The sequence below is a fragment of the Ectopseudomonas guguanensis genome, assembly GCF_900104265.1.
In the GTDB taxonomy this organism is placed as follows: domain Bacteria; phylum Pseudomonadota; class Gammaproteobacteria; order Pseudomonadales; family Pseudomonadaceae; genus Aquipseudomonas; species Aquipseudomonas guguanensis.
This window is the reverse complement of sequence record NZ_FNJJ01000016.1, coordinates 110,818-133,921: the sequence shown is the minus strand read 5'-3', so window position 1 is coordinate 133,921 and position 23,104 is coordinate 110,818. Positions and strand designations below refer to the sequence as shown.

The following is a 23,104-nucleotide window of genomic DNA, read 5'->3' as shown; positions in this document are numbered from 1 at the left end:
CTCATCGACACACAGCCTCCAGGGCGACACGTACTGACAGGCAGCGGCCAACCCGGAGGCGGCCACTGCAGGGAGTTGAAATCAGGCGAATGGTGCAAAGACAACGCGAGCACGATGCAGACAGCCAGCCGAACGGTGACGTCTCCGCATGCGCGGATTCTTTCTGCGCATTATTACCAGATCGTGAAGTCCGGCACAGGTGCTCGCGCGAGTATATTTTTCGCCTCCTTGGGCCACGCCCTCATTGGCCTGGCAACAGTTCGAAACGCGCCTCCTGTACGCTCTGCGAATCCAGCCCCAGCTGGACGCGGAAGACACCTGGCTCGCTGACATGCTGCAGGCTCGCGTTGTAGAACCGCAGCATGGTTTCGTCGATCTCGAAACTCAGCTCGCGGACCTCACCTGCTTCAAGCTTGACCCTGCGAAAATCCTTGAGTTCCTTCAACGGACGGATCACCGAAGCGGCCTCATCGTGCAGATACAGCTGCACCACGGTGGCGCCAGCCCGCGGCCCTACGTTCTTAAGCGTGACGCTGACGCGAATCTTCTCGCCCGGTTTCATGCGCTCGGCAGACAGCTTCGGCGCCGATAGCTGGAACTCGCTGTAGCTCAGGCCATAGCCGAACGGGTAGAGCGGGCCGTTGGGCTCCTCGAAATACTGCGAGGTGTAGTTGCCGGGCGTGCCCGGAGTGTAGGGGCGGCCCAGGCGCAGGTGGTTGTAGTAGGTGGGAATCTGCCCGACCGAACGCGGGAAGGTGATCGGCAGCTTGCCGGAGGGGTTGTGCTCGCCGAACAGCACGTCGGCGATGGCATGGCCGCCCTCGATGCCGCTGTACCAGGTCTCGAGCATCGCGTCGGCGTTTTCCTTCTCCCAGCCGAGCGCCAGCGGCCGGCCGTTCATCAGCACCAGCACCAGCGGCTTGCCGGTGGCCTTGAGCGCGCGCAGCAAGGCCTGCTGGCTGTCCGGCAGATCCAGACGGGTACGGCTGGACGACTCGTGGGACATGCCGCGCGCCTCACCCACCGCCGCGACGATGACATCGGCCTGGGAAGCCACACGCACGGCCTCCTCCAGCATCGCCTGCGGCGTGCGCTGGTCCAGCACGACTTCCGGGCGATCCCAGTTGAGCTGGTTGAGGTAATTGATCACATGGGCATCGTCGGTGACGTTGGCGCCCACCGCGTAAAGCAGCTTGCCCTGCCCTTCGAGCGCCGCTTCCAGGCCCTTGCGCAGCGTCACTGCCTGCTCGGCCACGCCGACCGCCGACCAGCTGCCGAGCATGTCCACCGGTGAGTCGGCCAGCGGGCCGATCAGCGCGACAGTGGTCTTCTTGCTCAGCGGCAGCGTATCGCCATGGTTTTCCAGCAGCACCAGAGAGTCGCGTGCCATGGCCCGTGCCTCGGCACGGTGCAGGCGGCTCTCGGCATTGACGTCGGCGGGATCGTCCTCGGCGCGGCCGATGCGACGGAACGGGTCGTGGAACAGTCCCAGGTCGTACTTGGTGTTCAGCACGTGGGTGACGGCTTCGTCCAGCACGCTCTGCGGCACCGCGCCGCTGCGCACCAGTCCCGGCAGTTCCTCGTCGTAGAGCGTGTCGGCCATGCTCATGCCGACCCCAGCCGTGACAGCCAGCTTTGCAGCCTCACGGCCATCGGCGGCCACGCCATGGCGCAGCAGCTCGGTGATCGCGCCGTGGTCGCTGAGCGCCACGCCCTTGAAGCCCCAGTCGCGACGCAGGAGGTCGCGCAACAGCCAGGTGTTGGCCGAGGCCGGCACGCCATTGATCGCGTTGAGCGCCACCATCACCCCGCCGGCGCCGGCATCGATGGCGGCGCGATAAGGCGGCAGGTAGTCCTGATACATGCGCATCGGGCTCATGTCGACCACGTTGTAGTCGCGCCCGCCCTCCACCGCGCCGTACAGGGCGAAGTGCTTGACGCTGGCCATGATGCGCTGCGGATCGCTGGGGTCCTGCCCCTGGTAGCCGCGCACCATGGCCGCGGCGATACGCGAAACCAGGTACGGGTCCTCGCCGAAGCCTTCGGAGGTGCGGCCCCAACGCGGGTCGCGGGAAATGTCGACGGTCGGCGCGAAGGTCATGTCCAGGCCGTCGGCGCTGGCCTCGAAGGCCGCGATCCGGGCGCTGTTCTCGATGGCCGGGATGTCCCAGCTCGACGCCAGACCCAGTCCGATGGGAAAGGTGGTGCGATGGCCATGGATGATGTCGTAGGCGAAGAACACCGGGATACCCAGGCGGCTGCGCAGCGCGGCCTCCTGCATCGGGCGATTCTCCGGGCGCACCACCGAGTTGAAGGTGGCGCCGATGCGCCCGGCAGCCATCTCCTCGCGAATGCGCTCGCGCGGCATGTCGCCGCCGATGCTGATCAGGCGAAGCTGGCCGACCTTTTCCTCGAGGGTCATGCGCCCCACCAGGTCGGCGATGAAGGCCGATTTGTCGTCTATGGACGGAGCAGCAGTCAGCAGGCTGGGGGTGAACAGAACAGAGGCGAGAGCGAACTGGCGCAGGTATTTCATCAGGAGCGGCATCCGGGATGCGAATCATTGTTTGAGTGGCCGCCACGATACTCCGAGTCCTCGCGCCGCGCCGCGGGTTAGTGCAAAAAAACTTCGGCACCAATCAAAGGCGTTCCAGAGATTAGGACTCCAGACTTGCGCAAACTTGCGCATTTTTTTCGCCGCCCCTGATTTTGCCGGCTGGCAGGCGTAGCATGGCTGCATTCGGGAGAAGGTGATGGCGCAATTCGAACGTCTGCAGGTATTCCAGAGCATGAGCCGCTCGCCCAACGCGCGGCTGCACGCCATGGCCGAGCTGGGCAACGGCATGGCCGTGGCCCGCTGGAGCAACGCCCACGACGCGCGCGACTACCTGGCGCCCAGTCATCACACGCTGTCGTGCTACCTGGCCGGCGGCACCGGCACCTTTCGCCGCGAGCACCCCGGCAACAAGGGCGCACCGGACAAGCTGTGCATCCTGCCGGCCGAGCACCAGTCGGCCTGGATCATCAACGGCGAGATTCAACTGGCCCACCTCTATATAGAGCAGGAGCAGTTCGCCCTTGGCGCGGTCGCCCTGCTCGACCGCGAACCGCGCAGCCTGCAACTGGAGGAAGCGACCTTCCTTGAAGACGCCGAACAAGCCGCACTCTTTCGCCAGCTGTGCACCCTCGACTGGCAGGAGCCGGGCGAGCGCCTGCTGGCCAGCAGCCTGGCCCACCAGTTGCTCGACCACGCCCTGCTCAATCAGGTCGGCCTGCGCCAGGGCCTGCGCCTCAAGGGTGGACTGGCACCGCTGCAACGTCGGCGCGTGCGCGAGTTCATCGAGCAGCACCTGGATACCCCCCTGCCGCTGAGCCAACTGGCCGCGCTCTGTGCCCTGTCGGAATATCACTTCGCGCGCATGTTCCATAGCAGCTTCGGTGTGCCGCCGCACCGCTACGTACTGGCCCGACGCCTGGCCCGCGCCTGCCAGCTGCTGCGTCAGCCGCAGCCCTCGCTGAGCGAGGTGGCGCTGGCCTGCGGCTTTGCCAGCGCCAGCCATTTCAGCAACCGCTTCCGCCAGGCCCTGGGCGCCACGCCGCGGCAGTACCGCGCGGCGTTCGGCTAGCGCAGCCGGCGGGTTACACCCGCCCTGCCGTCGCAATCTCGGCGCCACGCCTGCTAATCGCCGCGCAGCTATGCGAAAATCTGCGGCTTTGCATTGCCGCGACCGATTTCATGCGCCACACATTCTCGCCCACGGGGCTTCGCTGATGCCCCTGGATATCCACCACCTACGCCAGGAAGACTGGCGTTCGGAGTTCGGTGCCGGTGACCTGCGTCGCGGCCAGGGCTATGCCGAGGAAAAGCGCAGCAAACTGCTCAGCCTCAAGGACAACAGCCTGCTCGCCAATTGCCGAGGCTCGGCTGGGCAGACCTATCAGCAGCGCATCACCCTGCACCCCTATGGGCGCAAATGGAGCGTGACCGGCCACTGCAACTGCCCGGTCGGTTTCAACTGCAAGCACGTGGTCGCCGCCCTGCTCACTCTGGAAGCCCAGCAACGCGCCGGCAGCGACCTCTCGGACATCATCGTGGCGGACAGGGAGCTGGCGGAAACGCGCCTGGAAGGCATCGCCCCCACAGCCATCCTCAGCCTCGGCAGCCAGGTGCGCGTGCATTTCGACGCGCGCAAGGGGCGCATGCAGGAGCAGACCCAGCACCGCGCGGCGCTGGCCTTCGACTACGCCGGGCACAAGGTCTTCGGCAAACCGGCCAGGGACCTGGTCAAGCGCCTGGACGAGCAGACCAACCTGCGCCTGATCCGCGACGGCGCCGCCGAAGCCGCCCTGCGCAAACGTCTGGAAAGCCTCGGCCTGCAAGTGGCCCTGCGCCAGAGCGAAGCGCTGCCGAGCGATGCCGGCGAGCCGTTCGAGCTGGAACGCGAGCGCGACTGGCTGGACTTCGTTCAGCAGCAACTGCCGCAACTGCGCGCCGAGGGCTGGCAGATCCACATGCGCCCGGACTTCCAGTACAACCTCGCCGAGGTCGACGACTGGTACGCCGAGGTCGAGGAGGACCCGCAGCAGAACTGGTTCGATCTGGAGCTGGGCATCGAGGTCGAAGGCCAGCGCCTGAGCCTGCTGCCGATCCTGCTCCAGGCCATTCGCCGCACGCCCTGGCTGCTGGCACCCGAAGCGCTGGCGCAGCGCGCCGATGAGGATCGTCTGCTGGTCAGCCTGCCGCAGGGCGGCAAGCGCATCGCCCTGCCCTTCGCCCGCCTCAAGCCGTTGCTGGCCACCCTCGGCGAGCTGTATTTCCGCGACCCCGGCGAAGACCACCTGCCGCTGCGCCTGGGTCGCGCCGACGCCGCACGCCTGGCCGAACTGGCGCACGGCCCAGCACTGAGCTGGCAAGGTGGCGATGAGCTGCGCGGTTTCGCCCAGCGCCTGCAGAATCTGGCAGTGCGCGAGATCGCCCCACCGGAGGGGTTGCAGGCCGAACTGCGCACCTATCAGGTGCAGGGCCTGAACTGGATGCAGACCCTGGCCGAGCTGCGCGTCGGCGGCGTATTGGCCGACGACATGGGCCTGGGCAAGACCCTGCAGACCCTGGCGCACATCCTCTGCGAGAAACAGGCCGGGCGCCTCGACAAGCCCGCGCTGATCGTCATGCCCACCAGCCTGATTCCCAACTGGCAGGACGAGGCGGCGCGCTTCACCCCGCAACTGCGCGTGCTGGCCCTGCATGGCAGCAAGCGCAAGGCGCTGTTCGAGCAGATCGCCGAGCACGATCTGATCCTCACCACCTACGCCCTGCTGCCGCGCGACCTCAAGGCGCTGAACCAGCAGCGCTATCGCCTGCTGATTCTCGACGAAGCGCAGAACATCAAGAATCCGCGCAGCAAGGCGGCCACAGCTGCAGCACAGGTGCAGGCCGACCTGCGCCTGTGCCTGACCGGCACGCCGCTGGAAAATCACCTGGGCGAGCTCTGGTCGCTGTTCCATTTCCTCATGCCGGGCTGGCTGGGCGACGCCAAGGCCTTCACCCGCGACTACCGCACGCCCATCGAGAAACGTGGCGACGCGCAGCGCCTCAATCACCTGAACGGGCGCATCCGCCCCTTCCTGTTGCGCCGCACCAAGGAGCAGGTGGCCAGCGAGCTGCCGCCGAAGACCGAGATCACCCATTGGGTCGAGCTGACCCAGCTGCAGCGCGACCGCTACGAAACCCTGCGCCTGGCGATGGACCGCAAGGTGCGCGACGAGATCGCCCGCCAGGGCCTGGCACGCAGCCATATCGTCATCCTCGAAGCACTGCTGCGCCTGCGCCAGAGCTGCTGCGACCTGCGCCTGCTCGGCGAGGACGGCGGCGAGCTGACCGCCGCCGACTCGGGCAAGCTCAGCGCCCTGCTGGACATGCTCCAGGAACTGGTCGACGAAGGCCGCCGCGTGCTGCTGTTCTCCCAGTTCACCTCGATGCTGGCCCTGATCGAAGCCGAGCTGCAGGCGCGCAGGATCACCTACGCCAAGCTCACCGGCAGCACCCAGGACCGACGCACACCGGTCGAACGCTTCCAGGCCGGGGAATTTCCGGTGTTTCTGATCAGCCTCAAGGCCGGCGGCAGCGGCCTCAACCTGACCGCCGCCGACACCGTGATCCACTTCGACCCCTGGTGGAACCCGGCCGCCGAAGCCCAGGCCAGCGACCGCGCCTACCGCATCGGCCAGGACAAGCCGGTGTTCGTCTACAAGCTGATCGCCCGTGGCAGCGTCGAGGAGAAAATCCAGCAGCTGCAACAGGCCAAGGCCAGCCTGGCCAGTGGCGTGCTCGACGGTGGCAGCCAGGGCCAGTGGCAACTGGATGAAGAAGACCTGGCGGCGCTGTTCGCGCCGCTCGATTGACAGCGCCCCGGCGACTCAGTCCGAGGTATCGTCGCGCTCGGCCTCGGCATCAGCGCGGTTGCGTGCCTTGCTGCGCGGATGCGGGCCGGCCACGGCGGGGAAGCGCGACGAGGCGTAGCGCACCACCAGAATCGCCAGGGCCAGCAAAAGGATCGCCCCGGACACCATCACTACGCCCCAGCTCGGCTTGTGGGTGTGGGAAATATCGGAAATCAGCAAACGGGTCAGCGCCGTGATCGCCACGTAGATCATGAAGCGGATCGGCATGTGGTTGGTCTTGAAGTAGATGCCCACCATCGCCGCCAATTCCAGGTAGATGAACAGCAGCAGAATGTCATCGACCGTGATGTGGCCCTTCTCCAGCATGCCGATGAAGGTCATCACCCCCGCCCAGGCCGTGATCGCCCCGATGGCGAACAACGCCAGGTAATGGAAGGCCTCCATCAACAGATTGCCCAGCGACTCCGCCAGGCCATGCATGCCCTCACGCAGACGTTCCGCCCAATTCATCCTTCACTTCTCCCCAAACAAGCATGCAGTCCGGCATCCGACATGGATGCCCGCTGACGAGCATGCAGGAAAAACACCAGCTTGAGGATGATGCCGGGATGTGACGGAAAGACACAGGGACTCAGACCGCAGCCAGTGCCGGCTGACGTGCCTCGGGCCAGGCGAAGCAGTGCTTGCCCGCTTCCTTGGCGCGGTACATGGCCGTATCGGCCGCGGCGATCAGTCGACGGCGATCCTCGCCGTGTTCGGCATAGCGCGCCAGACCAACGCTGACGCCGACGCGCACGTCGGGGTACTGCGCCAGCAGTGGAGCGTCCAGCGCGTCGATCAGGCGCTGCGCCAGCCGCTCCACGGCATCGGCGTCACCGGCAGCGATCACCGCGAATTCGTCACCACCGAGTCGCGCCAGGACTTCCCCCTCGCGCATCAGACCCTGCCATTTGCCGACCACGGCCTTGAGCATCGCATCGCCAGCGGCATGGCCATGCCGATCGTTGACGGGCTTGAAACCATCCAGGTCCAGATAGAGCAGCGCCACCTGGCGCTCGCCTCGCCTGGCCAGTGCCAGCGCCTGATCCAGCATCTCGTTGAACGCACGCCGATTGGGCACCCGGGTGAGGCTGTCGTGCTGGGATTCGAAGGCAAGTCGCTGGAGCAGTTCGGCACGCTCGTTGAGATCGCGGCGCAGATCGACGAACAGCAGCGTGAGAAGACCGAGCATCAACAGCGCACCGCCACCACCACCCCATAGCGCCAGATCCGAACGCCATTGCAGATCCGCCTTCTGCTCCCCCAGGGACTCCCCGACCCCACGTTCGATATTGCCGATGCGTACGCGCATTTCATCCATGTAACGCTTGCCCATGTCTCCGTTCAGCATGCCTTGTGCAGCGCTCTGCCCCTGCTCCCTGCGCACGACTATGGTCTGCGCCAGCTCGCTGCGCTTGAGCTGGCTGAGCCTGGCTATGGCCTCGATGTCGGCCTTGTAGGGATGCAGCTTGGGATTCTCCACCAGCGATGCCAGGTGGTCGTCCAGTTGCGCGATGGCCCGCTCGTAAGGCGCCAGATACTGCTTGTCGCCGGTAAGCAAATAGCCGCGCTGGCCGATCTCCGCATCCTGAAGGGTGGAAAGCAGTGACGACAAACCGTAGAGAGATCGATACAACTCTTGTACATCGCGCCCACTGGAAAGGCTGGCCTGGCTTCCCCATATTGCCCCGATCAACAGCATCAGGCTCAGGTAGAACAGTGCCACCAGCGCAAGCAGCTTGCGCTCGACACGACCGACTGCGTTCAAGGCAAACACCTCATGGAATGGGCACTGCCGAGGCATCGAGGGGGACGCCTGCAGTGAATATAGATGTCCACTCGACCCCTGTAAAAGCGCTGCCCGGAAACCTCTGGCAGGTGCCATACGCACCTACGGACCAACTGTACAAAAGTAACGCTTCTTGTGGCAGTCATTCACCCGCGGGCCACCGTCCCATTCGGGCCTGCAGCAGGGATTCGCGCCATGAGGCTATGCAATACTGGCCAAACGGCAGCGAGTCCTTTATTCTCGCCACCACTGTATAAAAAACCAGTTAACTCCCAACGACATATGAAGGCAGACGAGGTGATGAATGGCCGTCGAAGTGGTGTACCGCAGCAGCCGCGATCCGGAGCGCTTGTTCATGGATAAGGCCGAAGCCGACCGTTACGACAAGATGCTGGAGCTGGCCGAACGCCTCAGCGAGGTGCTGCACAAGGCGGTGCCGTCCCTGAGCGAGGAACAGGGCGAGGAGCTGGGTATCTTCATGGCCAAGAACCGCGACGTCTTCGCCAAGGCGTTCAAGAGCCAGCCCGACGCACTCGACGAGTTGGAAATCGACGCCGCCAGCGAATGACCACAGACAGAGGCCCCGCTCCCCCACCGGGGCTTCGACCTAGAGGCTGCTGACGGAATACTGCGCCGCGGCCTGTTCCAGCCAGGCAGGCAACTCGCGCCGCTTGACGCCCTCGCGCCGGGCTCGGGCCAGTTGTTCCAGCATGTACTGCCGCTTGTCCTGGTCGCCTTCGGCGAAGGACAGCGCCAGGTCACGGTCGCTCCACTGGCGAATGCGGTGAAACAGCCACCAGTGAAAGTACAGGCCGGCTGCCGTGGTGACGACGATGATGAAATAGTCCATGGTGAACCCCTCCTTTCACCACGCTAATCGAGCCCGACGGCAGCGCCAAGTGCGGCATTGCCGCAGGCCATGAAGGCAGCGTCATGATCCAGCGCAAGCGGCTCGATCTCGAGGCCGAAGCGGGCGACGGCCCTGCAGCGTCACGACTCGCCCCGCTCGCCGGGGTGCTACCAGGGTGAAATCGGCGATCATTGACCCTATGGCAGCGACAGGCTAGCCTTCAGGCTCTCCGCGACATATCCGAAGCCGTTTTCATGCCCCTTATCGCGCACTGCCTCAATGATTTCGCCAGCGCCGCCTATCGCGTCGCTGCCGATGGCTGTGCGCCACCACCTGCCTGTCACGCCGGCACACCCCCACCGCCGGCCTCCGTCCAAGCGGGCTGATCCCGCTTCCTCCTCGCTCCATTCATCGACCTTGTCGATACGCGTCTTTGCGCGCGTGTGGAGCTCTTGCGGATTTTCGACAGGTGTTCCCTCATGCATTTCGCTTCGACTTCTCTGCGCACCTATGGCGCGACTGCCCTGTTCGTGCTGCTCTGGTCCGGCGGTGCGATCTTCGCTCGCCTGGGCCTGGACCATGCCTCGCCCTTCGCCTTTCTGCTGCTGCGCTTTGCCCTGGCCTTTGCAGCATTGGTGCTGATCGCCAGTCACTCCGGGGTCTGGCTACCCGAACGTGGTATGCGTTGGGCAACCGCCAGAGCCGGCTTACTGATGATCGGCGGTTACAGCATCTGCTACATGCTGGCGCTGGCCAAAGGCATCACGCCCGGCGTACTGGCCACCGTGCTCGGTGTACAACCCATCCTGACTCTCATGCTGCTGGAGCGGCGCGCCTCGCCATTGCGCCTGCTCGGCTTGCTGCTGGCTCTGGCCGGGTTGGCGACCATTGTCGCCGACAGTCTGCTGGGCAGTGCGATGCCACTGTCAGGTGTGGCGATGGCACTGGGTGCCCTGCTCTGCATCACCAGCGGCACCATCGCGCAGAAGAACCTGCGGCAGCCCCCCATGCGCGCCCTGCCGCTGCAGTACGGCTTCTGCCTGCTGGGCAGCCTGCTGCTTTTACCCAGCCAGCAATGGCAGGTGCGTTTTGAGGTCGGGTTGATCATGCCGCTTTTGTGGATGGGACTGGTGATTTCGGTAGGCGCACAGCTGCTTTTCTACCGGCTGATCCAGACCGGCAATCTGGTCAACGTCACCAGCCTGTTCTATCTGGTGCCGGTTACGACGGTGCTGCTCGACTACCTGCTGCTGGGCAACCGCCTTTCGGTCAGCGCCCTGGCCGGGATGGCCATGATCCTGCTCGGCCTGACCCTGGTCTTTCGCTTCGCCCCCACCGGGAGCGCGTCGGATAGCAGCTAGGTGCCGTACAGCAGGCGCTCTGCCAGATAGTCGGCGACGCGCGCCGGTGAGCGTTTTTCGGCTTGGGCGTGGGCGTAGATCTCGGTCAGGCGTCGACTGATCTGCACCAGGTGCGCGGTGATCGCCGGCAGCTCCTCGCCGCGATGACGCAGCGCCACGTAGATCAGCCCGCCAGCGTTGAGCACATAATCCGGCGCATAGAGAATGCCGCGCGACTCCAGTTGGTCGGCCACCTCGGGGCTGGCCAGCTGGTTGTTGGCCGCGCCTGCCACCGCAGCGCAGCGCAGATGGGCCACCGTCTGCGCGTTGAGCACGCCGCCCAGGCCGCAGGGCGCGAGGATGTCGCAGGGTGTGGTGAGCAGCGCATCGCTGGCGATCGGATGCGCCCCCAGTTGTTCGACGGCCAGTTGCACGCGCCCGGCGTCGAGATCGCTGACCAGCAGTTCGGCGCCAGCGGCATGCAGCGCTTCGGCCAGGGCGAAACCGACGTTGCCCAGGCCCTGCACGGCAACCCGCAATCCTTCCAGATCATCACTGCCCAGGCGCGCCTGCGCCGTGGCGCGGATGCCGGCGAACACACCCAGCGCCGTATGCGGCGACGGGTCGCCCTCCTGGGTCGTACTGGTGGCGTGGTTGGTGTACTGGGCGATGCAATCCATGTCGGCGCTGGAGGTGCCGCTGTCGATGGCGGTGATGTAGCGCCCGTTGAGGGTCTCGATGAAACGCCCGAAGGCTTCGAAGAGTGCGGCGCGGCTGGGCAGATGCGCAGGTCGGATGATCACCGCCTTGCCGCCACCGTGATCGATACCGGCCAGCGCCGCCTTGTAGCTCATGCCCTGGGCCAGGCGGATGGCGTCGGCAATGGCGCTCTGCTCATCGGCATAGGCCAGGTAACGGCAGCCGCCGAGTGCTGGCCCGAAGCGGGTGTTGTGAATGGCGATAACGGCCTTGAGACCGCTGGCCGGATCCTCGGCCAGGTGCAGGGCCTCGAGGCGGGCGGCTTCCATCATGCTGAACATGGGCGAGCTCCCGGTCGGACTTCAGGCCTCAGTATAGGAGAACCACACTGGACGACGATCCCGCCAGAGGCTACAAAAGCACAAGCCAGCGGAGAATGCGATGAGCCCACGCCAAGCCTGCATGCAGTGCCTGCAACGCGATCCTCCCGCCCTGTTCGAGGCGGCGCTGTGGATCGCCGCCGAACACGATGATCAGCTGCAACCCGTTCAGATACTGAACGACCTGCACAGCCTGCTGCTACAGGTCAGCGCCGGGCTGCCCGCCCTGCCCGCCCGAGAGCTGGCTCAGCCGCTGCTGCGCCGGCTCGCCGAACTGGATTTTCAGGAAGACGACGAAGGCGTCACGCGGCCGCATCATGCTCTGCTGCACCAGGTGCTGCGCAGACGCCGTGGCCAACCCTTGACGCTGGCCCTGATCGCGCTGGAGGTGGCGCGCCGCCTGGACATTCCGCTGCAGGGCGTGAACTTCCCCGGGCACTTCATGCTGCGCGTACCCGGCGCCGACCACCTGCTCGATCCTTGCGGCGGCCGCCGCCTGTACACCCGCGACTGCCGTGACCAGCTCTATCGCCAGTTGGGACCGGGCGTCGAACTCAGTGCGGTGCACCTGCAAACGGCCGATGCCACAGACATGCTGCGTCGCCTGTCACGCAATCTGCGCATGCTGCACATGCAGAACGATGCCCCGGAAGCGGCACTCAAGGATGCCGAGCGCGCCCTGCTGCTGGGTCCGCCGAATCTGGTCGACCACCTGGCTCGCGCCGATGTGTACCGCCAACTCGACTGCCCGCAGGGCGAACGCTACGACCTGGAGCGCGCACTGCTGTTCTGCGAGGAAGAAGGCCTGCGCCTGAAGCTGGGCGAGCGCCTGCGCAGCCTGCAAAGGGCATCGGCACTGCACTAAGAGGCCCTTGTTTCGGGCGTTTCAGCAATCTTCCAATTTTTTTGCCCTCCCATTGAACCTTATTTTCCTCAACTACACTGCTGAAGAACTCGGCACTCTGCCAGTACTTGGGACGCTGCCGATTTGGCAAACACTCTCATTCTGCGTGGGGACTAAGATGCGCAAGCTCTTCGGTATGTCGTTGTTGGCGGCGTTCATGGGAACTGCCGCATGTTCCAGCACCACGGTCGCGCCCGAGCAGTATTCGGGTTTCCTGAAAGATTACAGCCGCCTCAGCGAACAGCAGTCGCCCTCCGGGGCAAAGGTGGCACGCTGGGTCGATCCGGATCTGCAGATCGCTCGTTACAACCAGTTGTTCATCGAGCCGAGCCAGTTCTATCCACAGCCTCAACCAAGCGCTCGCCTGTCGCAGGATACGCTGCGAGACATCACCCGTTATTACGACTCGGCGCTGCGCCGCGAGCTGGGCAAGGTCATGCCCATCACCGACTCGCCTTCTGTCGGCACCCTGGTGCTGCGCCCGGCCATCACGGCCGTCTCGATATCCACGGAAGGCCTGCAGCCCTATGAGGTCATTCCCATCGCCCTGGTCGTGGCGGCGGCGAGCACCGCGGCAGGGACGCGCGATCAGCAGGTGGAGATCGCTACCGAAGCGGCAATGATCGACGCGCAGAACAGCCGTGTCGTCGCGCAGGTGGTGCGCAAGGGCGCGGGCGTCAATCTGGAGAACGACCAGCAGGTGCTCAGCGCCGATAACGTCAAGCCAGTGATCGATGGCTGGGCCAGCGATATGCGCCAGTCCATCGAGCAGCTCAAGGCGAAGCGCTAGCAACACCGGTTCGGTGCCGCCGCCAATCACGCGAGCGGCACCGCCCAGCCTGTCGTCAGATCGCATGATTCGGGGGCCGTATGCTGGACTACTTCGCCTTGGGTGTACTGATATTCGCTGCCATAGTGCTGTTCTACGGCATCATCGCGATTCACGACATCCCCTACGAAATAGCGGTACATCGCAAACACCCACATCAGGATGCCATCCACGTGGCAGGCTGGGTCAGTCTGTTCACCCTGCACGTGATCTGGCCCTTCCTGTGGATCTGGGCAACCCTCTATCGCGAGGATCGTGGCTGGGGCTTCAGCACCGCGCCCGGGAATGATTCGGCACGCCTGCAACTGATGGAACAGCAGGTGGCGGAACTCAAGGCCCGTCTGGACGCACTGGAACGGCAGCCCCCAACAGAAACACTCGCAGCGAGGGACTGACCATGGATCTGCTGCTGATATTGACCTACACCGCCATCTGCGTGGCCATCTTCAAGATCTTCAAGATCCCGCTGAACAAGTGGACGGTGCCCACCGCGGTACTCGGCGGCATCGTCCTGATCGGCTCGCTGATCTTCCTGATGAACTACAACCACCCCTATTCCGAGGTCACGCGCAGCTATTTCGCCAGCACCCCGATAGTGCCGGCGGTGAGTGGCCAGGTGATCGAGGTGCCGGTACTCGGTAACCACATGCTGGAAAAGGGCGACGTGATCTTCCGCATCGACCCCACCCCCTTCGAGAACCGGGTTCGCTCCATCAGGGCCCAATTGGTGTCGGCCAAGGGCGACCAGTTTCGCGCCAGCGAACTGGTCAAGCGCAACCTGGGCAACCGGCGCGATCTGGACATCACCACGGCTCGCGTGGACGACCTGCAGGCGCAACTCAATATCGCCCAGTTCGAACTGGATAACACCGTGGTCCGGGCACCGACGCGCGGCTACGTGACACAGGTGGTGCTGCGCCCGGGCGTCTACGCAACGAAAATGCCGCTGCGTCCTTCGGCGATCTTCGTTCCCCATGAGGAATACGCTTATGTCGCCTGGATGCGCCAGAACAGCCAGCTGCGCCTGACCCTGGGCGACTCTGCCGAGATAGCCCTCGACGGCCTCCCCGGCCAGGTGTTCCACGCACGCGTCAAGCAGGTACTGCCGGTTATCGCCGAGGGTCAGGTGCAACCGAGCGGCAATCTGGTGGGTGTTACCGGTCCCATGCCGGCCGGGCGCGTGCCGGTTGTGCTGGAGATCACCGATCCGGCCTTCGAACCTTACAAGAACCTCATACCCGGCGGCGCCTACGGCCAGGCAGCACTCTATTCCGAGCACTTTCCCCACGTGGCGATTCTGCGCAAGGTGCTTCTGCGGATGGCGGCCTGGATGAACTACATCTTCCCCTTCCACTGATCCCTATTCGCAATCGGCGGCGCCCTGCGAAAGCGTGACGCCGCATCAGCCAGACAGGAGCCCAACATGTTCGAGCCTGGCCACCTCAACCGCAAGAAACAACCGGGAATACCCGGCGTCCCGGACTTCGACATCGACGTTTATTACGACGTCCGCCGTGACCCCAAGGAAGGTGTGCTGCTGCACTTTCGCATGAGCGGTCAGGTCAACGGCCGCAGTTTCACCGACGAGTTCGACATGCACCGCGACAGCGCATTCAACTTCGCCAGCCGCATCGCCAAGGCAGCCGCGAAACAGGGGCTGCCGGTGAATGCCAGCCCGATCATGCGCAGCCACAGCGAGTACGACGCGATGTTCGCGGATATCCGCAAGAAGCTGGATATCCGCACCGGTGAACCGGTGAATTTCGACAATCTGGAAAAAGACGGCTTCTAGCGTTTCGTTCTGCGCCCGCGTCCAATTATCTCAAGCCTGAGGAACGGATCATGGCCGACGCAAGCAAGAAGATGGGCCTGGTAGGCCTGACCACCCTTGCGGCGGTCAACATGATGGGCTCAGGCATCATCATGCTGCCTTCGAGCATGGCTCAGCTGGGTGCCGTTTCGTTGCTGTCGTGGATAGTCACGGCGGTCGGCTCAATGGCGATCGCCTATGGCTTCGCGCAGTGCGGCATTTATTGCCCGCGACCCGGTGGCATGTCCGCCTACAGTGAGGAGGCGCATGGCAAGTCCGCCTTCTTCCTGTGCTCCTATCTGTACTTTCTCTCGCTGGTGATAGGTAATGTGGCCATCGGCATTTCAGCCGTCGGCTATATCACCCCCTTCTTTCCCTGGTTGGGCAGCGGCGCCGCAGCTCTGGTAGCCGGGACCATCGCGCTCATCTGGCTGACCATACTGGCCAATCTTGGCGGCCCCAGCGTCACCGGGCGCCTCGGTGCGGTCACCGTCTGGGGCGTGATCATTCCGGTGGCGGGGCTGGGTGTGATCGGTTGGTTCTGGTTCGATCCCAACCTGTTCAGGGAAGCCTGGAACCCCAATGGCCTGCGCACCAGCGATGCCATCGCGCAAAGCATTCCGCTCACCCTCTGGGCGTTTCTCGGCATGGAGTCGGCGGCGCAGAACTCCGATGCCGTGGAAGACCCCAAGCGCAACGTGCCCCTGGCCTGCCTGCTCGGCACGCTTGGCGCCGCCGTGGTGTACGTGCTGTCGACCAGCGTGATTCAGGGCATCGTTCCCAACCCGGAACTGGCGAACTCCAGCGCGCCCTTCGCGCTGGTCTATGCGCAGATGTTCAACGACAGCGTAGGCAACATCATCATGGCCCTGGCGGTGATGGCCTGCCTGGGCTCGCTGCTGGGCTGGCAGTTCACCCTGGCACAGACCGCCAAGGTCACCGCCGAGCAGGGCATGTTTCCCAAGCTGTTCACCCGCGTCAGCGCCCGCAACGCTCCGCTCATCGGCCTGCTGTTCTGCGGTGTCCTGCAAACCCTGATCGCCTTGTCGACCATCTCGCCGAATGCGAGCGCACAGTTCACCAAACTCGTCGGTCTGGCGGCGGTCACCAACATCATCCCCTACATCACCTCCCTGACCGGCCTGCTGGTGATCATGTACAAGGCCCAGGTCGAGCCGCGGATATTCCGCCGCAACGGCGTGATACTGCTGGTGGCCATGCTGTACTGCTTCTACGCCCTGTATGCCTCGGGTCTGGAGGCGGTGTTCGGCGCTGCACTGGTGATGGTGGTGGGCTATCTGCTGTTCGGCGCCATCGCCAAACGCTTCGTCGGCGCGCTAGACAACCTCGGACGGCCATAGGAGCTTCCCGCATGCCTATTCGATATCTGGCCCGGCTCCTGTTTCTCTGCGCATGGCTGCCGATCGCCGCTCATTCCGCCACCCTGGAGCGCATCCGTGAAAACGCCGAGTTCGTGCTCGGTTTCGTGCCAGGCGACCTGCCGTTCTCCGACGGTGATGCCAGGCAGGCCAGCGGTTATTCCATCGATCTGTGCCATCAGGTCGCCGACCTGATCAGGGAACAGCTGGCCATGCCCGAGTTGCAGGTGCGCTATGTGCCCCTGAGCACCACGGATATACTCGATGCGGTGGCGGAGGCCAGGGTCGACATCCTTTGCTCGCCCCTGGTGGAGAGTCTGGAGCGTCGCCGCAGGGTCAGCTTTTCCCTGTCGATCTTCACGGCCGGTCTCGGGGTGGTCGTGCGGCAGGGCGCCCCAGCGACCCTGACACTGCCGCTCAAGGGCGAAACGGCTTACCGCGGCCCAACCTGGCGCGCCACCATCAATCAGGGCCTGAGCCGTCACAGCTTTGCCGTGATGAAGGGCACGGTGAGCGTTGACTGGGCGCAGAACCGCATTCGCCAGCTCGGCCTGCAATCCAGGCTGATCGAAGTAGACAGTAACCAGGAGGGTATCGAGCAGGTCGTCACTGGACAGATCGACGCCTTCTTCGCAGATCGCCTGGTGCTGCTCAACTATCAGGCGCGGCATCCGCAAGGCGCCCAGCTATGGATTCCGGAGCGGCTGTTCGCCGTGGAGCCGGTGGCCATGCCGCTTGCACGCGACGACGAGGACTTCCGCCTGCTGGTCGATACGGCGTTGAGCCGCCTGAACCGTTCCGAGGAAGGCGAAGCGCTTTACCGCCGCTATTTCGGCGATCTCAGCGAGCAAGGTCGAATGATGTTGCGGCTCAACTCACGTCCCTGAGCAGACACTCAGGCCGAGGCCGCCAGGCTGTGGAAGCTGAAGTAGTAACGCAGGGCGTCGATCATCTCGACATAGTCGGCAGGCGGCGCCACCAGGGCGAAGCCCGAGTCGTAGATGCCGGGTGTGACGTCCTCTCGGCACCACTGGCAGGTGGCGGAGAAATCGATGAAATGCATGCCATGCTGACCGGGAATCTTCAAACGCATGTCGAAACGCGCGCCCACCAGCAGCGGCAACTGGCTGATCAGCATCAGGCCGTCGAGCGAGACGTTGCCGATGGAGCCCATCGGCTTGTCGGTGATGCGGTTGAACACCTTCAGGTAGTAGGGCAACTGGTGGCGTTCGATTCGGCGCTGGCTACGCATGGTGGCAGATCGCTACAAAGGGTCTTGAGTATGGCCCTACTACAGCCACTAAACCACCCTCAAGTACAGCGTTGGGCTATCCGCTCGCGCAACTGGCGACGAGCGGTGTCTGTTTCTTCATCACTGTAGTAGATGCGCTCGCCACCGGCGCCCTCACGATAATAGCGGTAGCCCTCCGGCATCTGCTCCAGACGCCGGCGCAGCTCGCGGCATTCACTGGCCCGTTCTTCACGTTGCGCGGCTGCCGAGGCCGCTGCCTGCTGTTGCTCCTCGCGCCGGGCGTCATAGAAGCGCTGGCTGCGTGCCTCGCGCTCACGCGTGTGGGCGTCGCGCTCGACTACCTGAGGTTTCACCTGCACGGTTTCGGCCCCGGGTACCGGGCGCTGGCCGAAATGCACGCGCCCCTGCTCGTCCGTCCAGCGATAGATTTCCGCCGTTGCCAGCGTGGGCAGCAATACGGCGACCAGCAGCAAGTGACGCATCTTCATCCTCCATGAAGGCCATGCGCCAGCTTATACCGCACCGCGGCAGCGAGAAACGCCCGGCGACCGAAGGCTCAGAGCGGCGCGGGGCTGACCTTGGCCGCAGGGGCCGAGCTGTGATGGCCCAGTTGCTCCAGGGTCTGCAGGCGCGCCCGCGCGCGGTAGGCATATTCGCTGGCCGGGTAGCGCGTGATGATGAACTGATAGGTCTGCGCCGCGTCGACGAACAGGCTTTCGCGCTCCAGGCATTGACCGCGCAGCAGGGAAATTTCCGGCTGCAGGTAGCTGCGCGAGCGGCTCTTGCGCTCGGCCTGCGACAGCTCCAGTGCGACCTTGGCGCAATCACCTTCGTTGTAGGCGCGATAGGCGTTGTTCAGATGATGATCGAGCGAGACGCGGGTACAACCCGTGGCAGCCAGGGCCACGGCCAGAATGATCAGGGTACGCATGGGCAAGTCCTCCAGTGAGCAGTGTATCGACAGCGCGGGGGAAAACTGAACAGCGACAAACCTCCGATGGGTTTTGCCGGCAGCGCCTTGGCGCTGACCGATGCGCTGACTAGACTGCGCGGCACCGGCCCGTTCCGGCCAAGGAGCCCGCATGCCGCTCGCCCGCCTGCTTCCCCTCGTCATTGGCGCCAGCCTGCTGAGCGCCTGCGCCCCGACCACGCCGCTGTTCATCGCCCAGGTCACCACCAACGAAGTGGTGGAATACAAGGCGCTGAAGACCAAGCGCATGACCGCCGCCATCGAAGAGGAAGGCGATCTGCTCACCTACAGCGCCCTGGCCATTCGCGACGCCCACAGCGCCAAGGCCGAGGCGCTGTACCTGGACGGTTATCGCGACCGCCAACTGAGCGGCGAGGTACGCGCCATCGCCCTGTATCAGATCGGCCTGATCTACATGAGCCGCTTCAATGAGCAGCGCGACGATGCCAAGGCACTCAACTATTTCTACAAGGTGCTCAACGAATTCCCTGCCAGCCAGGCCGCCAGCCGTGCCGAGGAACGCATCGCGACGATCCGCCAGCGCGCCGACGAGCCGATCCAGCAGACCTCGCGCGAGCTGCTGGCGAACTGGCAACCGAGCCAGAACCTAGATCTGTACAAACCCAGCCTGGATCCGGACATGACCCTGCTGTCGCGTCGCGCCGTGCTCAAGGGCCGCGTCGAGGAAGCCGAGCAGCTTTACCTGTTGGGCCTGGCCGACCCGCACGTGCCAGCGGACATCAAGGAAAAGGCGCTGTATCAGCTGGCGCTGATGCACATGGCACCGGACAACCCCAACGCCAACCGCGACAAGGCCATTGCCTATCTGCGCCGCCTGCTGGTGCAGTTCCCCGAAGGCGAGTTGAGCGCCAAGGCCGCTCGTCATCTGGACCTGGCGCTCAATCCGGGCCAGCGCTGACCCATATCAATGCCGCGCGACCTCACCGGGTCTGTAATAGCCATACGGACACCAGCGAGGCTGCCGCCATGAAACTGCAACGACTGTTGGTCGTCATCGACGCCGAACACCAGCAACAACCTGCCCTGCAACGCGCCGTCGACATCGCGCGCCAGGTCGGTGCCGAGTTGCACCTGCTGAAGATCGAATACCACCCGAGCCTGGATGGCGGCCTGCTGGACAGCCATTTGCTCGACCGCGCCCGCGAAGCCATCCTGCGGCAGAGCCACGAGGCGCTACGCGCCAGCGTCGCCCATCTGAGCGATGAAGGCTTCAGGATCGAGATGGACGTGCGCTGGGGCAAGCGCCGCCATGAAGAAATACTCGCCCGGGTTGCCGTGCTGCAACCGGACGTCCTGTTCAAGTCGACGCACCCGAGCAATGCACTGCGCCGCCTCCTGTTCAGCGATACCAGCTGGCAACTGATCCGCCGCTGCCCGGTGCCCTTGTGGCTGGTGCACGATGCCAAGCCGCGCGGGCAAAGCCTGTGCGCAGCACTCGACCCGCTGCACAGCGCGGACAAACCCGCCGCCCTCGATCATCAGCTGATCCGCACCAGCCAGGCCCTGCAGGCTGCGCTCGGCCTGCATGCCCAGTACCTGCATGCGCACGCGCCACTGCCACATTCGCTGTTGTTCGATGCCGAGGTAGCGCAGGCTTATGACGACTACGTGATCCAGTGCCGCCGCGAGCACCGCGAGGCCTTCGACAAGTTGATTGGCCAGTACGCCATCGATCGGGCTCAGGCCCATCTGCTGGACGGATTTGCCGAGGAAGTCATCCCGCGGTTCGTGCACGAGCACAATATCGGCCTGCTGGTGATGGGCGCCATCGCCCGCGGCCAGCTGGACAGCCTGTTGATCGGCCACACCGCGGAGCGGGTGCTGGAACGCGTCGAATGCGATCTGCTGGTGATCAAACCGGACGGCAAAGGGTAGTGCACAGGAACAATGACTACAGCGAAAGGCCGTAGTAGCCTCCCCGCTATCGTTGACTAGGGAGTTCGTGCATGACCTTTCGCCGCACCAAAATCGTCGCCACCCTGGGCCCGGCCAGCAACTCGCCGGAAGTGCTGGAGCAACTGATCATTGCCGGTCTCGACGTGGCCCGTCTGAACTTCTCCCACGGCACGCCGGACGACCACAAGGCGCGTGCCGCCCTGGTGCGTGAACTGGCTGCCAAGCACGGCCGCCATGTCGCCCTGCTCGGCGACCTGCAAGGCCCGAAAATCCGCATCGCCAAGTTCGAGAACAAGCGCATCGAGCTCAAGGAAGGCGACCTGTTCCGTCTCTCCTCCAGCCACTCGCGCACGGCCGGTACCCAGGAGGTGGTGGGTATCGACTACCCGGCGCTGATTCAGGACTGCGATGTCGGTGACGAACTGCTGCTCGACGACGGCCGCGTGGTCATGCGTGTCGAACTCAAGGGCGCCGACGAGCTGCACTGCCGCGTGGTGATCGGCGGCCCGCTGTCGGACAACAAGGGCATCAACCGCCGCGGCGGCGGCCTGACCGCGCCGGCGTTGACCGACAAGGACAAGGCCGACATCAAGGTCGCTGCCGAGATGGAGCTCGACTACCTGGCCGTATCCTTCCCGCGCGACGCCGCCGACATGGACTATGCCCGTCGCCTGCTCACCGAGGCCGGCGGTACTGCCTGGCTGGTGGCCAAGATCGAACGCGCCGAAGCCGTGGCCGACGACGAAGCCCTCGACGGCCTGATCCGCGCCAGTGACGCGGTGATGGTGGCCCGTGGCGACCTGGCCGTGGAAATCGGCGATGCCGAGCTGGTGGGCATCCAGAAGAAGATCATCGCCCACGCCCGCCGCCTGAACAAAGCGGTGATCACCGCCACGCAGATGATGGAATCGATGATCCACAGCCCGATGCCGACCCGTGCCGAAGTCTCCGACGTGGCCAACGCCGCGCTGGACTACACCGATGCGGTGATGCTCTCGGCCGAAAGCGCCGCCGGCGAATACCCGGTCGAAGCCGTGCAGGCCATGGCCCGCGTGTGCCTGGGCGCCGAGAAGCACCCGACCAGCAAGCAATCCAGCCACCGCCTGGGCCGCACCTTCGAGCGCTGCGACGAGAGCATCGCCCTGGCGACCATGTACACCGCCAACCACTTCCCGGGCGTCAAGGCCATCATCAGCCTGACCGAGAGTGGCTACAGCCCGCTGATCATGTCGCGCATCCGCTCGTCGATCCCGATCTTCGCCTTCACCCCGCATCGCGAGGCCCAGGCCCGTGTGGCGCTGTTCCGCGGCGTCTACACCGTACCGTTCGACCCGGCCTCGCTGCCGGCCAACAAGGTCAGCCAGGCGGCGGTGGACGAGCTGCTCAAGCGTGGCGTGGTGGAGCCGGGCGACTGGGTGATCCTGACCAAGGGCGACAGCTACCACGGTACCGGCGGCACCAACACCATGAAGATCCTCCACGTCGGCGATCCAATGGTGTAAGTGATCTGCAAACGCAAAAGGCCGCTCGATAAGCGGCCTTTTCTTTTTCTAGCCGGCAGTGCGCGCGACCTAGGCGGCCCCGCGACACCCTACGCAACCTGCACCATCCCGTAGGGTGCGCCATGCGCACCAGCGCTTTTGCAGCACGCCACGTTCAAGCCCGAACCGCCGTCGACGCCCCACGCTCCTGGCGAACAGCCGGTGCGCATGGCCTGGGCGGCCCGGCGGCACCCTAAGCGAAGCGAGAGAAATCCGCCTTTCTGCGCTGCATGAATGCGGTCAGCGCCTCGACGGCTTCCGGCGAGCGCAGGCGCTGGCCGAACAGGGCACCCTCCTCCTCGATCACCTTGCGCAGCTGCTCGCGATCCGGCGCACGCATCAGGCGCTTGCTGTCGGCGACCGCCGAGGGCGCCAGCTCGAGAAAGCACAGGGCCATCTCGCGCGCCTTGGCCAGCGTCGCCGCGCCATCGTCGAGTGCCTGATTGGCAATGCCCCACTCCGCCGCCTGCTGACCACTGAAAGCTTCACCGAGCAACAGCAGCTCGGCCGCGCGCGCATGCCCCAGCAGGCGCGGCAGGATCAGGCTGGAGCCGTACTCCGGGCACAAGCCAAGATTGACGAAGGGCATTTTCAACTGCGCATCGCGGGCGACATAGACCAGATCGCAATGCAGCAGCAGCGTGGTACCGATGCCCACCGCAGAGCCGGCCACCGCTGCGACCACGGGTTTGGGAAATTCGAACAGCGCGCGCATGAACTGGAACACTTCGCTGTTGAGCCCGGTCGGCGGCGCCTGGATGAAGTCGGCGACATCGTTGCCGCTGGTGAAGCACTGCTCGCCACCGGTCAACAGCACCACGCGCACGCTCGGATCCGCAGCCGCCTGGTCGAGTACTTCGGCCATGCCGGCGTACATGGCGCGGGTCAACGCGTTCTTCTTGTCAGGACGATGCATGCGCAGCGTCAGCAGCCCGCCGTCGCGCTCGATATGCAGGTATTCGCTCATACAAGGCTCCAAAACCGTAGGGTGCGCTGTGCGCAC

General features: G+C 64.7%; 23 protein-coding genes. 14 read left to right on the top strand and 9 right to left on the bottom strand.

The genetic code is table 11. The features are described from left to right. Positions 1-241: 241 nt before the first annotated feature. The gene (gene bglX / locus BLS61_RS21230) at positions 242-2,536 is read right to left on the bottom strand and encodes a beta-glucosidase BglX (RefSeq protein ID WP_208598832.1); all 2,295 of its coding nucleotides are present in this window, start codon (positions 2,534-2,536) and stop codon (positions 242-244) included. A gap of 217 nt (positions 2,537-2,753) precedes the next feature. On the opposite strand from bglX, the gene BLS61_RS21225 reads away from it, so the two are divergent. Further along, entirely contained in the window at positions 2,754-3,626 is an 873-nt protein-coding gene (locus tag BLS61_RS21225; protein WP_090434347.1) for a helix-turn-helix domain-containing protein, read from the top strand. Positions 3,627-3,771: 145 nt separating this feature from the next. Next, on the top strand, positions 3,772-6,402 hold the full coding sequence (locus tag BLS61_RS21220) for a DEAD/DEAH box helicase (RefSeq protein ID WP_090434344.1): 2,631 nt from the start codon (positions 3,772-3,774) through the stop codon (positions 6,400-6,402). A gap of 15 nt (positions 6,403-6,417) precedes the next feature. On the opposite strand, the gene BLS61_RS21215 is transcribed toward BLS61_RS21220, so the two are convergent. Together BLS61_RS21215 and BLS61_RS21210 are read right to left on the bottom strand one after the other, a co-directional pair. Next, the gene (locus BLS61_RS21215) at positions 6,418-6,912 is read right to left on the bottom strand and encodes a phosphate-starvation-inducible protein PsiE (protein WP_090434341.1); all 495 of its coding nucleotides are present in this window, start codon (positions 6,910-6,912) and stop codon (positions 6,418-6,420) included. A 121-nt stretch (positions 6,913-7,033) separates the two neighbouring features. Beyond that, positions 7,034-8,209, bottom strand: coding sequence for a diguanylate cyclase domain-containing protein (locus BLS61_RS21210; protein ID WP_167358764.1), 1,176 nt, complete (start codon positions 8,207-8,209; stop codon positions 7,034-7,036). Positions 8,210-8,534: 325 nt separating this feature from the next. On the opposite strand from BLS61_RS21210, the gene BLS61_RS21205 reads away from it, so the two are divergent. Continuing rightward, positions 8,535-8,798 carry a YebG family protein gene (locus tag BLS61_RS21205; RefSeq protein ID WP_090434336.1) on the top strand — a complete coding sequence of 88 codons (264 nt, stop codon included), beginning with the start codon at positions 8,535-8,537 and terminating at the stop codon, positions 8,796-8,798. A gap of 39 nt (positions 8,799-8,837) precedes the next feature. Here the strand turns inward: BLS61_RS21205 and BLS61_RS21200 are convergent, their stop codons facing one another. After that, positions 8,838-9,080 carry a hypothetical protein gene (locus BLS61_RS21200; RefSeq protein WP_090434333.1) on the bottom strand — a complete coding sequence of 81 codons (243 nt, stop codon included), beginning with the start codon at positions 9,078-9,080 and terminating at the stop codon, positions 8,838-8,840. Positions 9,081-9,559: 479 nt separating this feature from the next. Here BLS61_RS21200 and BLS61_RS21190 point away from each other — a divergent pair, with 479 nt between their 5' ends. Then, on the top strand, positions 9,560-10,441 hold the full coding sequence (locus BLS61_RS21190; RefSeq protein ID WP_090434325.1) for a DMT family transporter: 882 nt from the start codon (positions 9,560-9,562) through the stop codon (positions 10,439-10,441). On the opposite strand, the gene BLS61_RS21185 is transcribed toward BLS61_RS21190, so the two are convergent. Next, the gene (locus BLS61_RS21185) at positions 10,438-11,460 is read right to left on the bottom strand and encodes a Leu/Phe/Val dehydrogenase (RefSeq protein ID WP_090434323.1); all 1,023 of its coding nucleotides are present in this window, start codon (positions 11,458-11,460) and stop codon (positions 10,438-10,440) included. The two genes, BLS61_RS21190 and BLS61_RS21185, sit on opposite strands and share 4 nt — an antisense overlap. A gap of 100 nt (positions 11,461-11,560) precedes the next feature. On the opposite strand from BLS61_RS21185, the gene BLS61_RS21180 reads away from it, so the two are divergent. The 7 genes from BLS61_RS21180 (at position 11,561) to BLS61_RS21150 (ending at position 17,308) form a co-directional block, all read left to right on the top strand. After that, positions 11,561-12,364: a SirB1 family protein gene (locus BLS61_RS21180; protein WP_090434321.1), complete on the top strand. Its 804-nt coding sequence runs from the start codon at positions 11,561-11,563 to the stop codon at positions 12,362-12,364. Between the two features lie 157 nt (positions 12,365-12,521). Continuing rightward, a complete protein-coding gene (locus tag BLS61_RS21175; RefSeq protein WP_090434318.1) occupies positions 12,522-13,193 on the top strand; it encodes a DUF3313 domain-containing protein in 672 nt (223 codons plus the stop codon). Between the two features lie 80 nt (positions 13,194-13,273). Then, positions 13,274-13,627, top strand: a complete 354-nt coding sequence (locus tag BLS61_RS21170) for a DUF3302 domain-containing protein (protein WP_090434315.1) — start codon at positions 13,274-13,276, stop codon at positions 13,625-13,627. A gap of 2 nt (positions 13,628-13,629) precedes the next feature. After that, on the top strand, positions 13,630-14,589 hold the full coding sequence (locus tag BLS61_RS21165) for an HlyD family secretion protein (RefSeq protein ID WP_090434311.1): 960 nt from the start codon (positions 13,630-13,632) through the stop codon (positions 14,587-14,589). Positions 14,590-14,655: 66 nt separating this feature from the next. Further along, positions 14,656-15,024 carry a DUF5064 family protein gene (locus tag BLS61_RS21160; RefSeq protein WP_090434308.1) on the top strand — a complete coding sequence of 123 codons (369 nt, stop codon included), beginning with the start codon at positions 14,656-14,658 and terminating at the stop codon, positions 15,022-15,024. A gap of 50 nt (positions 15,025-15,074) precedes the next feature. Next, entirely contained in the window at positions 15,075-16,403 is a 1,329-nt protein-coding gene (potE, locus tag BLS61_RS21155; RefSeq protein WP_090434305.1) for a putrescine-ornithine antiporter, read from the top strand. A gap of 11 nt (positions 16,404-16,414) precedes the next feature. After that, a complete protein-coding gene (locus tag BLS61_RS21150; RefSeq protein WP_090434302.1) occupies positions 16,415-17,308 on the top strand; it encodes an amino acid ABC transporter substrate-binding protein in 894 nt (297 codons plus the stop codon). An 8-nt stretch (positions 17,309-17,316) separates the two neighbouring features. On the opposite strand, the gene BLS61_RS21145 is transcribed toward BLS61_RS21150, so the two are convergent. The 3 genes from BLS61_RS21145 to BLS61_RS21135 form a co-directional block, all read right to left on the bottom strand. Then, the gene (locus BLS61_RS21145; RefSeq protein ID WP_090434299.1) at positions 17,317-17,673 is read right to left on the bottom strand and encodes a PilZ domain-containing protein; all 357 of its coding nucleotides are present in this window, start codon (positions 17,671-17,673) and stop codon (positions 17,317-17,319) included. A 59-nt stretch (positions 17,674-17,732) separates the two neighbouring features. Then, positions 17,733-18,155 carry a DUF4124 domain-containing protein gene (locus BLS61_RS21140; RefSeq protein ID WP_090434296.1) on the bottom strand — a complete coding sequence of 141 codons (423 nt, stop codon included), beginning with the start codon at positions 18,153-18,155 and terminating at the stop codon, positions 17,733-17,735. 74 nt (positions 18,156-18,229) lie between these two features. Then, positions 18,230-18,604 (bottom strand): tetratricopeptide repeat protein, encoded by a 375-nt coding sequence (locus tag BLS61_RS21135; protein WP_090434293.1) that lies wholly within the window; start codon positions 18,602-18,604, stop codon positions 18,230-18,232. 151 nt (positions 18,605-18,755) lie between these two features. Here BLS61_RS21135 and BLS61_RS21130 point away from each other — a divergent pair, with 151 nt between their 5' ends. The 3 genes from BLS61_RS21130 (at position 18,756) to pyk (ending at position 22,062) form a co-directional block, all read left to right on the top strand. Continuing rightward, positions 18,756-19,562: a tetratricopeptide repeat protein gene (locus tag BLS61_RS21130; protein WP_090434291.1), complete on the top strand. Its 807-nt coding sequence runs from the start codon at positions 18,756-18,758 to the stop codon at positions 19,560-19,562. Positions 19,563-19,630: 68 nt separating this feature from the next. Continuing rightward, the gene (locus BLS61_RS21125) at positions 19,631-20,539 is read left to right on the top strand and encodes a universal stress protein (protein WP_090434288.1); all 909 of its coding nucleotides are present in this window, start codon (positions 19,631-19,633) and stop codon (positions 20,537-20,539) included. A 71-nt stretch (positions 20,540-20,610) separates the two neighbouring features. Then, complete coding sequence (gene pyk, locus BLS61_RS21120; RefSeq protein ID WP_090434285.1) at positions 20,611-22,062, top strand: pyruvate kinase; 1,452 nt, start codon at positions 20,611-20,613, stop codon at positions 22,060-22,062. Between the two features lie 232 nt (positions 22,063-22,294). Here pyk and BLS61_RS21115 read toward each other — a convergent pair whose 3' ends face one another. Beyond that, the gene (locus tag BLS61_RS21115; protein WP_090434282.1) at positions 22,295-23,068 is read right to left on the bottom strand and encodes an enoyl-CoA hydratase; all 774 of its coding nucleotides are present in this window, start codon (positions 23,066-23,068) and stop codon (positions 22,295-22,297) included. Positions 23,069-23,104: the final 36 nt, after the last annotated feature.